Source organism: Ruegeria sp. BF12 (assembly GCF_056538705.1).
In genome coordinates, this window is record NZ_JBQFTP010000001.1 from 469715 (window position 1) to 483490 (window position 13776).

At 57.6% G+C, this 13776-nt stretch carries 20 protein-coding genes; 10 read left to right on the forward strand and 10 right to left on the reverse strand.

All coding sequences use genetic code 11. The features are described 5' to 3' along the window. Positions 1-18 precede the first annotated feature (18 nt). The 3 genes from bufB to ACR0J0_RS02385 are packed head-to-tail and all read left to right on the forward strand — an operon-like array spanning position 19 to position 2158. Positions 19-876, forward strand: a complete 858-nt coding sequence (bufB, locus tag ACR0J0_RS02375; protein ID WP_480661041.1) for an MNIO family bufferin maturase — start codon at positions 19-21, stop codon at positions 874-876. After that, entirely contained in the window at positions 873-1634 is a 762-nt protein-coding gene (locus ACR0J0_RS02380) for an HvfC/BufC family peptide modification chaperone (RefSeq protein ID WP_480661042.1), read from the forward strand. The genes bufB and ACR0J0_RS02380 overlap by 4 nt, the downstream gene beginning before the upstream one ends. Then, positions 1631-2158 (forward strand): DoxX family protein, encoded by a 528-nt coding sequence (locus ACR0J0_RS02385; RefSeq protein WP_480661044.1) that lies wholly within the window; start codon positions 1631-1633, stop codon positions 2156-2158. Before ACR0J0_RS02380 ends, ACR0J0_RS02385 begins: the two co-directional genes overlap by 4 nt. A gap of 1 nt (position 2159) precedes the next feature. Here ACR0J0_RS02385 and ACR0J0_RS02390 read toward each other — a convergent pair whose 3' ends face one another. Both ACR0J0_RS02390 and ACR0J0_RS02395 read right to left on the reverse strand, forming a co-directional pair. Next, positions 2160-2528: a hypothetical protein gene (locus tag ACR0J0_RS02390; RefSeq protein WP_480661046.1), complete on the reverse strand. Its 369-nt coding sequence runs from the start codon at positions 2526-2528 to the stop codon at positions 2160-2162. A 39-nt stretch (positions 2529-2567) separates the two neighbouring features. After that, positions 2568-2885: an ArsC/Spx/MgsR family protein gene (locus tag ACR0J0_RS02395; RefSeq protein ID WP_480661212.1), complete on the reverse strand. Its 318-nt coding sequence runs from the start codon at positions 2883-2885 to the stop codon at positions 2568-2570. Between the two features lie 216 nt (positions 2886-3101). Here ACR0J0_RS02395 and ACR0J0_RS02400 point away from each other — a divergent pair, with 216 nt between their 5' ends. Next, the gene (locus ACR0J0_RS02400) at positions 3102-3308 is read left to right on the forward strand and encodes a cold-shock protein (RefSeq protein WP_138839651.1); all 207 of its coding nucleotides are present in this window, start codon (positions 3102-3104) and stop codon (positions 3306-3308) included. Positions 3309-3388: 80 nt separating this feature from the next. On the opposite strand, the gene ACR0J0_RS02405 is transcribed toward ACR0J0_RS02400, so the two are convergent. Continuing rightward, a complete protein-coding gene (locus ACR0J0_RS02405) occupies positions 3389-3700 on the reverse strand; it encodes a hypothetical protein (protein WP_480661048.1) in 312 nt (103 codons plus the stop codon). A 60-nt stretch (positions 3701-3760) separates the two neighbouring features. Continuing rightward, positions 3761-4672: an FAD-dependent thymidylate synthase gene (gene thyX / locus ACR0J0_RS02410; protein ID WP_480661050.1), complete on the reverse strand. Its 912-nt coding sequence runs from the start codon at positions 4670-4672 to the stop codon at positions 3761-3763. A 175-nt stretch (positions 4673-4847) separates the two neighbouring features. On the opposite strand from thyX, the gene ACR0J0_RS02415 reads away from it, so the two are divergent. The 3 genes from ACR0J0_RS02415 to ACR0J0_RS02425 are packed head-to-tail and all read left to right on the forward strand — an operon-like array spanning position 4848 to position 6699. Further along, positions 4848-5276, forward strand: a complete 429-nt coding sequence (locus tag ACR0J0_RS02415) for a VOC family protein (RefSeq protein ID WP_480661052.1) — start codon at positions 4848-4850, stop codon at positions 5274-5276. Then, a complete protein-coding gene (locus ACR0J0_RS02420; protein ID WP_480661053.1) occupies positions 5273-5977 on the forward strand; it encodes a DUF1194 domain-containing protein in 705 nt (234 codons plus the stop codon). The genes ACR0J0_RS02415 and ACR0J0_RS02420 overlap by 4 nt, the downstream gene beginning before the upstream one ends. Further along, positions 5974-6699 (forward strand): DUF1194 domain-containing protein, encoded by a 726-nt coding sequence (locus tag ACR0J0_RS02425; RefSeq protein WP_480661055.1) that lies wholly within the window; start codon positions 5974-5976, stop codon positions 6697-6699. Before ACR0J0_RS02420 ends, ACR0J0_RS02425 begins: the two co-directional genes overlap by 4 nt. On the opposite strand, the gene ACR0J0_RS02430 is transcribed toward ACR0J0_RS02425, so the two are convergent. From ACR0J0_RS02430 to ACR0J0_RS02440, 3 genes are all read right to left on the reverse strand, one after another. Continuing rightward, the gene (locus tag ACR0J0_RS02430) at positions 6693-7190 is read right to left on the reverse strand and encodes a MarR family winged helix-turn-helix transcriptional regulator (protein ID WP_209222537.1); all 498 of its coding nucleotides are present in this window, start codon (positions 7188-7190) and stop codon (positions 6693-6695) included. The two genes, ACR0J0_RS02425 and ACR0J0_RS02430, sit on opposite strands and share 7 nt — an antisense overlap. A gap of 78 nt (positions 7191-7268) precedes the next feature. After that, a complete protein-coding gene (locus ACR0J0_RS02435; RefSeq protein WP_480661056.1) occupies positions 7269-7526 on the reverse strand; it encodes a succinate dehydrogenase assembly factor 2 in 258 nt (85 codons plus the stop codon). Continuing rightward, entirely contained in the window at positions 7523-7915 is a 393-nt protein-coding gene (locus tag ACR0J0_RS02440; protein WP_480661058.1) for a helix-turn-helix domain-containing protein, read from the reverse strand. Before ACR0J0_RS02440 ends, ACR0J0_RS02435 begins: the two co-directional genes overlap by 4 nt. A gap of 91 nt (positions 7916-8006) precedes the next feature. On the opposite strand from ACR0J0_RS02440, the gene ACR0J0_RS02445 reads away from it, so the two are divergent. Both ACR0J0_RS02445 and ACR0J0_RS02450 read left to right on the forward strand, forming a co-directional pair. Beyond that, positions 8007-9209, forward strand: coding sequence for a pyridoxal phosphate-dependent aminotransferase (locus ACR0J0_RS02445; RefSeq protein ID WP_480661059.1), 1203 nt, complete (start codon positions 8007-8009; stop codon positions 9207-9209). 12 nt (positions 9210-9221) lie between these two features. After that, complete coding sequence (locus tag ACR0J0_RS02450) at positions 9222-9623, forward strand: hypothetical protein (RefSeq protein WP_480661060.1); 402 nt, start codon at positions 9222-9224, stop codon at positions 9621-9623. 11 nt (positions 9624-9634) lie between these two features. Here the strand turns inward: ACR0J0_RS02450 and ACR0J0_RS02455 are convergent, their stop codons facing one another. Together ACR0J0_RS02455 and ppk2 are read right to left on the reverse strand one after the other, a co-directional pair. Further along, a complete protein-coding gene (locus ACR0J0_RS02455; protein WP_480661213.1) occupies positions 9635-10999 on the reverse strand; it encodes an MATE family efflux transporter in 1365 nt (454 codons plus the stop codon). A 115-nt stretch (positions 11000-11114) separates the two neighbouring features. Continuing rightward, entirely contained in the window at positions 11115-12035 is a 921-nt protein-coding gene (ppk2, locus tag ACR0J0_RS02460) for a polyphosphate kinase 2 (protein ID WP_480661063.1), read from the reverse strand. Between the two features lie 207 nt (positions 12036-12242). Between ppk2 and ACR0J0_RS02465 the strand changes: the two genes are divergently transcribed. Then, complete coding sequence (locus ACR0J0_RS02465) at positions 12243-13037, forward strand: alpha/beta fold hydrolase (RefSeq protein ID WP_480661065.1); 795 nt, start codon at positions 12243-12245, stop codon at positions 13035-13037. A 5-nt stretch (positions 13038-13042) separates the two neighbouring features. Here the strand turns inward: ACR0J0_RS02465 and ACR0J0_RS02470 are convergent, their stop codons facing one another. Beyond that, positions 13043-13651 (reverse strand): carboxymuconolactone decarboxylase family protein, encoded by a 609-nt coding sequence (locus ACR0J0_RS02470; protein ID WP_480661066.1) that lies wholly within the window; start codon positions 13649-13651, stop codon positions 13043-13045. Positions 13652-13776: the final 125 nt, after the last annotated feature.

Here is a 13776-nt window from a genome sequence, read left to right on the forward strand (position 1 = left end):
TGACCGGAGGATTTGCAAATGCTGGATAGTACACTTCGATCGAACAGGCTGCCCGCAGCGCCGGGCGTCGGCTATAAACCTCAGCATTTTGAACAGATTCTGGACCACGCCCAACCGGTCGCGTGGCTTGAAATTCACGCTGAAAATTACATGGGCGATGGTGGCAGGCCGCTTGCGCAACTGCGCCATCTTTCTCAGCAGTTTCCGATCTCGGTCCACGGCGTCGGCCTCTCTATCGGTGGAGAAGGCCCCCTTGACCCCGATCACCTTGCGCGCCTGAAGCACTTGGTAGGATGGCTGAACCCGGCCAGCTTTTCCGAGCATCTGGCGTGGTCGACTCATGACAGCCATTTTCTAAACGACCTTCTGCCCCTGCCCTACACCGACGGGACGCTCGCCCGAGTTTGCGCACATATCGACGAGGTTCAGGAAACCGTGGGGCGGCAGATGCTGTTGGAAAACCCATCCAGCTATCTGGCTTTCGAAGAAAGCACATGGTCCGAGCCCGACTTCCTGCGCGAGGTTGCACGGCGTACTGGCTGCGGTCTGTTGCTGGACGTGAACAATGTTTTTGTTTCGGCAACCAATCTGGACTTTTCACCGCAAGGCTACATCGACGCCTACCCACTTGAAAAAGTCGCAGAGATCCACCTGGGTGGTCATGATGAAGATGAAGACGACCACGGTCGCCCCCTTTTGATCGACAGCCATGGGCGCGAAGTGGTCGATCCTGTGTGGACCTTGCTGGATTATGTTCTGGAGCGCTCTGGCCCCAAACCCGTTCTGATCGAGTGGGATACAGACGTACCAGACTGGCCAATTCTGCGAGCCGAAGCGGACCGCGCGCAAGCGGCTCTGGACCGCATTCCGGCATGAGCGTTTCGCAAACAATTTTCCATGATGCGCTGCTGGACCCGTCGGCGGCTGTTCCGGACGGACTGCTGGATGCCGCAGAACATCCGGCGGGAAGACGGTTCAGCGTCTATCGCAACAACGTCGCTGTCTCGCTGACCGAGGCCATGCATCAGGCCTTTCCTGTTATAACGCGCCTGTTGGGGCCTCAGAACATGGACGGGCTGGCGGGGATTTTTCTGCGCAAGCATCCGCCCTCTTCCCCTCTGATGATGTTCTACGGCGAAGAGTTCCCCGAGTTCCTCGCTGGAATGGAACAGCTTTCGCACCTTGGCTATCTTTCGGATGTGGCCAGGTTGGAACTGGCACTGCGTCATTCGTACCACGCTGCCGACAGCGAGGCCGCCCCGGCTGATGCTCTCTCCATCCCACCGGAAGAGATCGTACAGGCGCAACTAGAGTTTGCACCATCAATGCAGGTCGTGAAATCCGAGTGGCCGCTGTTCTCGGTCTGGCGCTTCAACTCGGAAGTTGACGCCCCGAAACCCACCCCCGGTGCCGAGGACGTTCTGATTACTCGGCCCGAATACGACCCAACACCACAACTTCTGCCAGCAGGCGGCGCGGCTTGGATCGCGCGCGTGCAAGCCGGACAAACCATTGGCGAAGCGTTTGAACAAACGTCTGCTGAATTCCCCGAATTTGACCTTGGGGCCACTCTGGCGCTGCTATTGCAAGGCGGCGCAATAACCTCTGTGACTATCGAAAGGCTGGCAACATGACTGCCCTGATCTCATTGCACAACAACACCCTGGGAAGGCTGGAAGTAACCTCTGGCTGGTTGACACCGACCCTGGCGCGGCTGGTTTTTGCGGCAACTTTGCTGGTGTATTACTGGAATTCGGCAAAAACCAAATTAGGCAGCGGCTTCTTCGGCTTTCTGTCCCCGTCGGACGGCGCCTATGTCCAGATCTTCCCCAAGGCGATGGAAGCGGTCAGCTATGACAGCTCACAATTGGGCATTTTTCACTGGGCCATTGCTGTCGCAGGGACATGGGCAGAATTCCTTCTGCCAACACTGATCGTTATCGGCCTGCTGTCGCGGTTTGCCGCATTGGGCATGGTCGCCTTTGTCTGGGTCCAGACCGTTGTGGACGTCAACGGGCACGGCACCGAGTTGGGCAGCTACTTCACCAACGCCGTGAGCTTGCTGGACGACCGGACGCTGTGGACCTTCCTGCTGCTTGTGATCGTGATCAATGGCGCAGGTCCGCTCTCGCTCGACCGGATCCTGCGCATCAAGTAATTTAGAAATGTGCCTTGGGCTCGTCCGGCTTACCTGCGGCCAGCCCAAGGATTCCCGCCACGGCGGCAAAGGCCACCGGGAACATTGTGAACGCGTTGAAACCAAACGCGTAGTACATGCCGACGGCCGAGATCAGCAGCAATACCCCACCGATCAGAGCCCGAGCATGCGCCATTGCGCCCCCTGCGATGGCCAGAAGAGGCGCAATAATGGACGCCGCCTGGATGAACTGAGCATTGTCTACCTGCTCGGCAATGCCCTCGATCTCGCCGTAGTAGTCTATGAACTCGATATAGCCATACCCGAAGAAGCCGACGATCATTCCGATCAACCCGGCAATGATGCCCAAAATCATGGATGCGTTGCGCATTTTAACCCTCATTTTCACGCCAGACACATAAGCACCTGATCAAGCAACGCCAAGGCTTGCCTTGGTCTCAGCTGTCCAGCCCAACAGCAACGCACCGTCGTTTTCGATCAGGGGACGCTTCATCAAAGTCGGGTGCTCCTGAAGCAATTCCAGAGGAGGCCGACTGCGCTGTTCTGCATCCAATCCACGCCATGTCGTCGACCGCGTATTGAGCAAAGCTTCGCCGAAGGTGTTTAACGCCTGCGTCAGCAAAGATTCAGGCACGCCTTGCGCCCGAACATCGATGAACTCGGCATTTGGAATTTTTTTCAATGCCTTACGACACGTATCGCAGTTTTTCAGGCCATAAAGACGCATGTTTGGGCTGCTCCTGTATTTGTATGAATTTTTGGCATTTTCGCCTGCTTCACTCGGTAATTCTTGATTTTTTACTTCACCGTGCAATGTTGAAAAAGACGAAACACGCAATCCGGGCCGCGTCGTGTGGGCGAAGCGGTGATGTGTTGTGGTTGCGTCAACGACTGCCCCCACCATTTTTGTGGGACAACGCGTAAGTAGAAGGAGACACGGGAAATGCCAACTGGCACCGTGAAATGGTTTAATACCACGAAAGGCTATGGGTTCATTGCCCCTGATGAAGGTGGCAAGGACGTTTTTGTTCATATCTCGGCCGTTGAACGGTCCGGTTTGACCGGGCTCGCTGACAATCAGAAAGTCTCGTACGAGTTGCAAGACGGACGCGACGGCCGCCAAATGGCCTCTGATTTGAAGCCGTTATAAAACACCCCGTCATCTGCGGGTACTAAAAGCAGGTCAACGGCCAATTTCCGGCCGTTGTCCATTACCTAAGGTTGGAAACCTTATCCTCGCGCCGGCTTCTTATCGGCATGAGTGTACCAGTCTTGTCCCATCGCCACGATGCAGGACGTGCCGCTGGAATATGTCACCACCATTGTCCAGTCACCCGTGTCGCTGGTCCAGACCTCCATCAGTTGCTCTGGTCCGCGCAGCCCTGTCGCCGCACGCTGGGACCTGAACTGACGTTCTAGTTTTTCGTGCAATCTGGAGGTCGGCTCGCAAAGCACTTCGGCGATTGGCGACTTTGCCAGACCGGGCTGTGCCGATAGGGCGAACGCCAAACACGAGCAACGGATAAAAGAGACTGGTGCCATGAGGCAATCGTAACAGCTTCATGACACCGCGTATAGACAATCGCTATGCCTGAGAGAACGTCAGGTCTCGCGTATGACAGCTTCGAACTCGCGCCATTCCCGCGCGGTCATGCCTGAATTTTCCTGTGTCACGGCTTCACCGGCCAGCATACGCCGCAGGCTATCGACCATCTGGGCCGACAGATTGACAGCGCCCAACCGGTAATCTTCGAACGCCTTGTACGCGAACGGCACCCAGTCGGCGACGATCTTGCACATGGTGTCCGCGTAGACGCGAATTTCATACTGGGCATGCGGATCGGCACGCAGGCGCAGGAAGTGGAACAGGTTGTGCAGATCCACCTTCCAGTACCACTGAGTATAGATGTTCGCGGGCAGGTTCATCCGCGCCAATTCGCGCGCCAGTCCCTGCTGACCATCTTGGCTGATCATCGCTTCGTAATTGTCATAGCACCGCGCGCTGTCGGCCTTGAGCATCTCAAGCACGCGCGCAGCCTCTTCCCCCTGCAGCGCTTCGCCCCGGCCCTGATTGTTCACTTCGGATTGAGCGGCGACATGGTCCGGCGCGGGAATGTAGAACTCTCGATCCAGGATCGAATAGCGGGCGGAATACTCATTCACATTTGCTGTACGGTGACGGATCCATTGGCGCGCCACGAAGACCGGCAGTTTGACGTGCAGCTTGATCTCGCACATTTCAAACGGGGTCGAGTGCCAATGGCGCATCAGATACCGGATTAGGCCTTCATCATTCTGAACCGACTTGGTGCCCTTGCCGTAAGACACACGCGCCGCCTGGCAGATCGCCGCGTCATCGCCCATATAGTCGATCACGCGCACAAAGCCATGGTCCAGCACCTGATGGGCGGTATAGAGGTGGTCTTCCATACCCTCAGCCACAACGCGGCGTGTTGGATGCGATTGCGCCCGTTGCGCTTCGATCTCGGCCAGTTGGTCAGAGGAGAGCGGCATGAAATTTCCTTTCCAGCAATGAGTCGCCTACCACTATATCTCGGCAATACGGTTACCGGAACCGCGATATGTGCGCGCAATTGTCCAATTCCTAAATTGTGTCCGAACTGCCCCTCGACACTCAATGATCGTGCGCTAAGCTGCTGCGCATCACCTGAACGGAAAGGAAGCCGCTATGGGGCTGACATATCTTCACACCATGATCCGCGTGAAGGATCTGGAGAAGTCGATGGCGTTTTTTGAATTGCTGGGACTGAAAGAAACCCGCCGGTACGACAGCGAATCCGGACGGTTTTCGCTGATCTTCATGGCCCCTCCGGGGCAAGAGGACCGACCGATCGAATTGACTCACAACTGGGACGGAGATGACGCCCTGCCCAGCGACAGTCGGCATTTCGGGCATCTCGCGTATGGGGTCGACAACATCTACGAAGTTTGCCAGCACCTGCAGGACAATGGGGTGGTCATCAACCGCCCCCCCCGTGACGGTCGTATGGCGTTTGTCCGCTCGCCCGACAATATCTCGGTCGAGCTGCTGCAAAACGGCGAAGCGCTGGAACCGGCCGAGCCCTGGGCCAGCATGGAAAGCACTGGCCACTGGTGATCCGCGGGCTGATAGCATTGGGTCTGGCCGCAATGGCCAGCCCTGTTCGGGCCGAGACCTGTCGTCTTGCCCTGGCCTTGGCCATGGATATCTCGACCTCGGTCGATGAGACCGAAGACATACTGCAACGGCAAGGGCTGGCAGCCGCGTTGATTGCGCCTGAGGTGGTCGAGGCCTTTTTTTCCTCTCCCATGCCGGTTGCGTTGGCCGTGTATGAATGGAGCGGCCGCACGACCCAGCGGGTCATTCTTGATTGGACGATGATTACGTCAGAGGCAGACCTGCTGGTCGCGGCATCGACCGTGCAACAATCTGTCCGTTCGGACAGCGGGTCGGCCACAGCGATGGGCTATGCTCTGGCATTCGGTGCGACTTTGATGCAGCAGGCACCGCCTTGTCTGTTTCAAACCATCGATTTGTCGGGGGATGGCTCCAACAATGACGGCTATGGGCCCGATTCAGCGTACCGGCACTTTCCGTTTGAAAACACGGTGGTCAACGGGCTGGTCATCAACGCTGCAGACTTTGAAGGCGAACTGTTCCTCATCCCGTTCTTTGAAAACAATGTGCTGCATGGCCCCGGTGCTTTTCTTGAGGTCGCGCAAGGGTTCGAAGATTTCGAACGCGCCATGCGCCGCAAACTGGAACGCGAATTGTCGGGGCTTCAGATCGGCGCTTTGCGGGACGCTGCGCGCCAATGATCCGTGTTTTGGCCGTCCTTTTCACCATCTTGGGCAATTCCGCCGCTTCGGAATGCAGACAGGCGTTGGCTTTGGGGCTCGACGTGTCCGGCTCTGTCGACACTCGGGAATACCGGTTACAATTGGACGGGCTGGCTGCCGCATTGCAACGACCTGAGGTCGTCCGGCTGATCCTGTCGGACATTGGCGCGCCTATTAAAATGGCCATCTACGAATGGAGTGAGCCCCGCCATCACCGCATGCTGTTGAACTGGACTGAAATCCGTACGACACACGACCTGACACGGATCAGCACCCTTTTGAACAACGTGGAACGCAGCAGCGCCCCTCGGGGCACCGCAGTTGGCTCTGCAATGCTTTTTGGAGCTGAGTTGCTATCCAAACAGCAGGAATGCTGGAAACGGACGCTGGACCTGTCCGGGGACGGCAAGCACAACCTTGGCCCCCATCCGCGCGAAGCAAAACGCATGTTGCGGGCGTCCGGCATCACGGTAAACGGGCTGGTGATCGGGGCCGACGACCCCACTCATGGAGACAAGCGATACGTTCAGGTTGGCGAACTGTCGGCCTATTACAACGCCTGGGTTATTCTCGGGCCCGGGGCGTTTGTCGAAGTCGCTCTGGGCTTTGAAGCCTACGAAGATTCCATGACCCGAAAACTGATCCGCGAACTGAAAGGGTTGACCCTTTCGGACGCCCAAGATGCGTTCGCTGATCAGTAGATGTATCGGATCTGGTCAGTCCAGTAGCGCTCAACTCTCCGCAGAGATGTTGTGATGTCGTCGATACCTTCCAACCCCAGCACTCCGCGGCTTTGCAACCCTTCGGCGTGACGCGAGAACAGTTCCGAAACGATGTCTCGTATCTCGCGTCCGCGCGGTGTCAGCCGAACTCGGACCGAGCGGCGGTCGATTTCGCATCTCTGGTGATGCATATAACCCATTTCAACCAGCTTTTTCAGGTTGTAGCTGACGTTGCTGCCCTGATAATAACCGCGGCTTTTCAACTCACCGGCGGTGACTTCGTGATCGCCGATATTGAACAAAAGCAACGCTTGGACCGCGTTGATTTCCAATACGCCAACACGCTCAAACTCATCCTTGATGACGTCCAATAGCAACCGGTGCAGCCGTTCCACCAAGGCAAGTGCCTCAAGATAGCTGGTCATGAACCCCTTGGTTCCCGGCGCGGAGACCTGCATTTCCATACTCATCCGACCCTCCGATTCAGTCGCGCTGTTTCAGGCAGAATGAATCGAATTCCCGAAAAATCGGTTAAGCAGGTTTTTCTTTTATTTTTGGAACGTCTGCGCGATGTCGGATATCAGATCGGCGTAACCTTCAGGGGGCAGAACCTGCCCCGTTACCCATTGGTACAAGTCCTGATCGTTTTCGTGCAGCAGCGCGTCGTAAGTATCCAGACCGGATGTATCCATCGCCGTCAGGTTCCGTTCCGCATAGGCAGACAGGATTAGGTCCATTTCCTTGATCCCGCGGCGCATGGATCGCATTTTCAGACGCTTGATGCGAATGTCACGAGGTTCGGTCACCGGGATTGCTCCACGATCAGACGCAACCTTTTCTCCAGCTTCGCGGCGCGTTCGGCACTGGCGCGCATCTCACCGCGGATCGAGCGCAGCTCGGCCACGATATCCGCCAGCTCGGGCGTGCCTTCGTCTGCTTCGACCGGAGCATCCATGCCTTCGCCCTCGCCGGTCAGCAGCCACATGATCGACACGTTGACCATGCCCGCCATCATCGACAGTCGGTTCGCGCGCGGCTCGGACAGGTCATTTTCCCAAGCTGCGATCGTTGCTTTTTTGACTCCAAGACGGCGAGCCATCTGAGCCTGCGTCATGCCGGCGGCTTCGCGTGCCCCCGCCAACCTGTCCCCGAATGTCGCTGAGTCCGGTCCGTACCAGTCGTTCTCGTCGTTCATCGGGGTCTCCAATTCCTAAATTCATATCGCTTGATCGTCATTCGAGCGCACCCTATGACAGTCAGGCTGAACATACAAATCGAGGCCGCCCATGAGTTTCCTTTCTGCGACACTGTCACGCGTGAAGCCATCGCCCACCATCGCAATGACAGCAAAAGCAGCCGAGTTAAAAGCCGCCGGGCGCGACGTTATCGGCCTGAGCGCAGGTGAACCGGATTTCGACACCCCGCAGAACATCAAGGACGCAGCGGTTGCGGCCATCGCCGCGGGCAAGACAAAGTACACCGCGCCGGACGGTATCCCCGAGTTGAAACAGGCCGCTTGCGCCAAGATGAAGCGCGATCACGGGCTGGACTACACCCCCGCGCAGATCTCGGTTGGAACCGGTGGCAAGCAGACGCTGTATAATGCGCTGATGGCCACGATGAACGAAGGCGACGAGGTCATCATCCCTGCCCCCTATTGGGTCAGCTATCCCGATATGGTGTTGCTAGCCGGGGGTACTCCGGTCGTGGTCGAAACAACGCTGGAGAACAGCTTTAAACTGACGGCCGATCAGCTTGAGGCTGCGATTACACCAAAAACCAAGTGGTTCATCTTTAACTCTCCGTCCAACCCAACCGGCGCAGGGTACAGCCGAGAGGAACTCAAGGCTTTAACAGATGTTCTGATGCGCCATCCACATGTCTGGATCATGTCCGACGATATGTATGAACACCTGGCCTATGACGGATTCGAGTTCTGCACCCCGGCCGAGGTAGAACCCGGCCTGTATGACCGGACGCTAACCTGCAACGGCGTCTCCAAGGCTTATGCCATGACGGGCTGGCGCATTGGTTATGCCGCCGGTCCGGTCGAGATCATCGCCGCGATGCGCAAAATTCAATCGCAATCAACATCGAACCCCTGTTCGGTCAGCCAGTGGGCTGCGGTCGAAGCGCTGAACGGAACTCAGGCTTTTCTGGCCCCGAACAATGAAACGTTCAAACGCCGCCGCGATTTGGTTGTCCGAATGCTGAGTGAGATCGACGGTGTCACCTGTCCGACCCCGGAGGGCGCGTTTTACGTCTATCCTTCGATTGCGGGGTTGATCGGTAAGACCACGCCAGCGGGCACCGTCATCGACACGGACGAAGCCTTTGCCACCGCGCTGCTCGAAGAGGCGGACGTTGCCGTCGTTTTCGGCGCGGCCTTCGGTCTGTCGCCAAACTTTCGGGTCAGCTACGCGACCTCGGATGAGGCACTGACCGAAGCCTGCACCCGCATCCAACGCTTTTGCGCCTCTCTGCGCTGACCGGAGAATCCGATGACCACAGAGCTGCCCGAATATTATTTCCGCGTGCGCGAAAACGGCGCGGCGGTGTTCAAGATCGACACCGAGAACCGTCAGCGCCGGATCGAGATGGATCAGATCGCGGTCATAAATATCCGCAACGGCGAGGTGAAACCTCAGGGTCAGCGCATCTTGTCCGATGCCGACAAGGCCGAGATCGCGCGTTGGATGGACGAACGCAAAGAGCTTTTGGCCCAGCGCGATATCGACGACATTCACCGCGCAGTCGATTACCTGAACCTGACCACTCAATGGGCGCAATCTAAAGCCACGGACGAGCAGCTTGAGGACGTGACGGACAGATTGCTGCTGGCGATGCACGATCTGCGCACCGTTCTGGTGCGCAAAAAGGCGGACCGGTTCGGCAAAGAGTGACCTGCCGCAGTTTACTCGGCGGGTACGCCAACCGCACGCACTGAACGCATCCAGAAGCGTGCCATCAGCATTACAGCGGCGCATGCCAGGCCCAGAACAAGGCCCAGCCAGACACCAATCCCGTCCATACCCTGCACGAAACCGAAATAATACGAGGACGTGATCCCCACGCCCCAATAGCTGAGCGCAGCCATCAACATCGGGATTTTCGCGTCCTGCAAGCCACGCAACAGCCCCAGCGCGATCACCTGAGCGCCGTCCACCAGCTGGAACAAAGCCGCCATCGCCAATAGGCCGGTGCCGATAGCCAGAATTTCCGAACGTTGCGGATCATCCGGTTCCATGAACAACGAAATCAACGGCTCAGCACAGGTCAGGAAAAGGGTGACTGTCAGGACCGAGATCGCCAGCGACATCCCCGTCACCGCGATCGCGCCCCTTTCAAGATGTGGCCGATCTTTGCGGCCCAGCGCATTCCCGGCCCGGATCGTGGCCGCGTTTGACAGCCCCAGATGGACCATGAACGTTGCGGATGCCAGGTTCAGCGCAATCCCGTGTGCGGCCAAGGGAACCTGCCCCAGCCAGCCCATCATAATCGCCGACATCGCAAACAGGCTGACCTCGGACAGCGTTGTCAGGCCAATCGGCACGCCGAGACGCAAGACACTCAGAAACATCTCCCAGTCGGGGCGCCAAAACCGTTGGAACAGGCTGTGCTCGGGCAAAACGCGAACGGCATAGATAACCACAAAGACCAAAGACACGATCTGCGTGACCACAGAGGCGATGGCCGCTCCCATCACACCCAGTTCCGGTGCGCCCCAGTTGCCAAAGATCAGCGCATAGTTGGTGAAAGCGTTGACCATTGCGGCCGCGACGGTGATCCATAAAACAATCTGTGTCCGCTCCAACGCAGCCAGATAGGATTTCAGGACCATGACCAAAAGCGCAGGAAACAACCCCCACCCCGCGACGCGAAGGTATTGCGACGCGGTTTCAGCAACCTGCGGGTCCTGTTTCAACGCGATGAGAATGGGGTAAGACCACCACAGCATTGGCATCATCACCGCCGCGTAGATAAGCGACAACCACAGCCCCATGCGGGTCGAACGGCGAATGCTCGTTTCGTCCTCTTCGGCCGCAGCGGTTGCCACCATGGGCATGACGGCCAGCCCAAAGCCGGCCCCAAAGAGGAACAGCACAAAGAAATAGCTGCTGGCCAGCGTCACAGCGGCCAGTGCTTCGACACCGTACCAGCCCAGCATGACAGTGTCCGTCAAGCCAATCGCGAATTGAGCCAGATGCCCGCCGATCAGCGGCAGGCCCAGCACGGCAATGGCCTTAAAGTGGCCACCATATGTCATCACCTTGTTCATCGCATCAGCCATATGCCCGGCCAGAGGCCGGGACAAGAGGCGAACGACGAAATTTCACACTGATACTAACGCCCCGGTTCGAAAGCCCGATGCGCAGCCCAGTGGACAGATGCCTTTAGGTTTCCGGGTGCAGTGAATTGCCCAGAATGTGCTCGGACCGTTGGATCACGTGATGCGCCTGTCCGACGATCAAAGGATCGGGGGTGCCGACGACGTCATGATCCTTGTCCGGATAGTCCAATGTGGACAGGAAATGGCGCATGCAGTTCAGGCGGGCGCGCTTCTTGTCGTTCGACTTCACGATGGTCCACGGGGCATCAGCGGTGTCGGTATAGAAGAACATCGCCTCTTTGGCCTCGGTATAGTCGTCCCATTTATCCAGGCTGGCCTTGTCGATGGGCGACAGCTTCCACTGCTTCAGGGGGTCGGTCTCACGGCTTTTGAAGCGGCGTTGCTGTTCGGATTGCGTGACCGAGAACCAGTATTTGTACAGTTGGATGCCCGAACGCACCAGCATCCGCTCAAGCTCGGGCGTCTGACGCATGAACTCGAGATACTCGTTGGGCGAGCAGAACCCCATGACCCGTTCAACTCCGGCGCGGTTGTACCAGGAGCGGTCATAGAACACCATTTCCCCGACAGTGGGCATTTCCTGAATGTAACGCTGATAGTACCACTGGCCCTTCTCTTCCCAGGTCGGTTTGTTCAGTGCCACAACGCGCGCCTGACGGGGGTTCAAATGCTCCATGAACCGTTTGATCGTGCCGCCCTTGCCCGCTGCGTCGCGACCTTCGAACAGCAAGACAAACCGCTGGCCGGTTTCCTGTGCCCAAAGTTGCACCTTCAAAAGTTCGGCCTGAAGCTGCGCCTTCTCCATCTCATATGTTTTACGCGCCATCTTGCGGCCGTAAGGGTACCTGCCGCTTTCAAAGGCCTGACGGATCTTTTCGGGGCTGGGTTCGGCCGGCTTTGTTTTGGGCGTTACCGCAACACTGACAAGCGGTTGCTCATTCTTGATCTGCGTCACTGTTTCCATTCAGGCTCTCCTTGTTGCGCTGTCCAACGGGACACCTAGCAAACGTTGGAAAATTGCGCCTTGATTGGTATCAAACTGCTACACCTTTTCCGGCGCATTTTGCGTGGTCAACACAGGTTTCAGGTCATGGATTGCAGGTTTATCGAGCTTAATGGTCAAAACTTTTGCCTACGCAGTTGGGGAGATCCCGCGCAGCCTCCTCTGCTGATGTTGCACGGGTTTCCGGAATACGGCGGGGCGTGGCAAGACTTGGCCCCTTATCTATCCTCCGACTTCTTTTGCATCGCCCCGGATCAACGTGGATACGGGCAAAGCTGGGCTCCTAAAGGCGTCGGCCACTACGCCTTGTCACAACTGGTGGCGGACATGGTGGCGCTGATCAAAGGGCTGGGTCGTCCGGTCTGCGTGTTGGGCCATGACTGGGGCGCGTCGGTGGCTTATGGGTTGGCCATGCTCCACCCGGATCTGGTCAGCCGGCTGATCATTGCGAACGGTGTCCATCCGGTGCCGTTCCAAATGGCGATGGCCGCTGGGGGAGCACAGTCCGAGGCGTCGCAGTACATCAATGCCCTGCGCGCTCCGGACGCCGCAGAGCGCCTGTCAGCTGACAATTTCGCCAAGCTCGAACAGTTCTTTCGCTTTGGCATGGGCACAGACTGGTTGTCGGAAGCGCAAATGCAGGAATACCGCGCCGAGTGGGCGCGGCCCGGTCGGCTGAAGGCCATGCTGAACTGGTATCGCGCGTCCCCGTTGGTCGTCGCCAAACCCGGTATGCCGCGCACAGATTTACCGGAGTTGCCGAAGGAGAGGTTGATGGTTCGCTGCCCCCACCTGCTGTTGTGGGGGCGCGATGACAAGGCGTTGTTGCCCGAGTCGACCGAAGGGCTCGAAGAGTTCGCACCGGACCTCACGCGCGTCGACATTCCGGACGCGGATCATTGGTTGCACCACCAACGACCTGACTTGGTGGCACAGGCGATCATCGAATGGATGGAAAGTTAACGCCGTTACCTGTGGCCCCAGTCCGAAGGGTCATCAGAATTGTTCGGCGACAGACCCAGAATATCCCCATCCGTGGAACACCCCAGCCCCAGAACGGTTCGGTTCGCGTATGAAAAATAGGCGCAGACCTGATTGATTTCGAGTATCTCACCATCATCCCAACCCGCTTCCCGTAGGGCAAGCACGTCATTCTCGGTCATGTCTGCCGGTGCCTCGGTTAACTTGCGCGCATACTGCATCGCCGCGATCTGAGCGGCATTCAGCGGAGCCGTTTCCGGCGAGTTGACCTCAATCGCAGCGCGAATAGCCGTGCTGCGCTCCGGGTCGTCCAGCAACCGCTGCAGACCGCTGTAATGATGCTCGACACAATAGCCGCACCTGTTCAGCGCACTGACCCAGACACCCAGCACTTCAAGGAACCACTTCGGGATCGTGTTTGCCGAATGGTGCAGAACGTTTTTGTACAACGCCATGTGGCCTTCCATCGAATGTGGCCGCAGAGAATGCACCATCATGATGTTGTCGACGTTGTTGCCGGGCCCCGTCACCCGCTCATAAAGCTTCCTGAGCTTGCCTGTGGCTTGTTCGAACGGAACCGTCTTTATCCAACTCATGAAACCTCCTGCCATTTTCACGATGAGTCCCAATACCTTAATCATTCGTTTAACAATCCGCGAGACAGAACCCCCAGAGATGTTGCGTGACTATGCAAGCCACTTGTCGGCGCGCAGTACAGGTG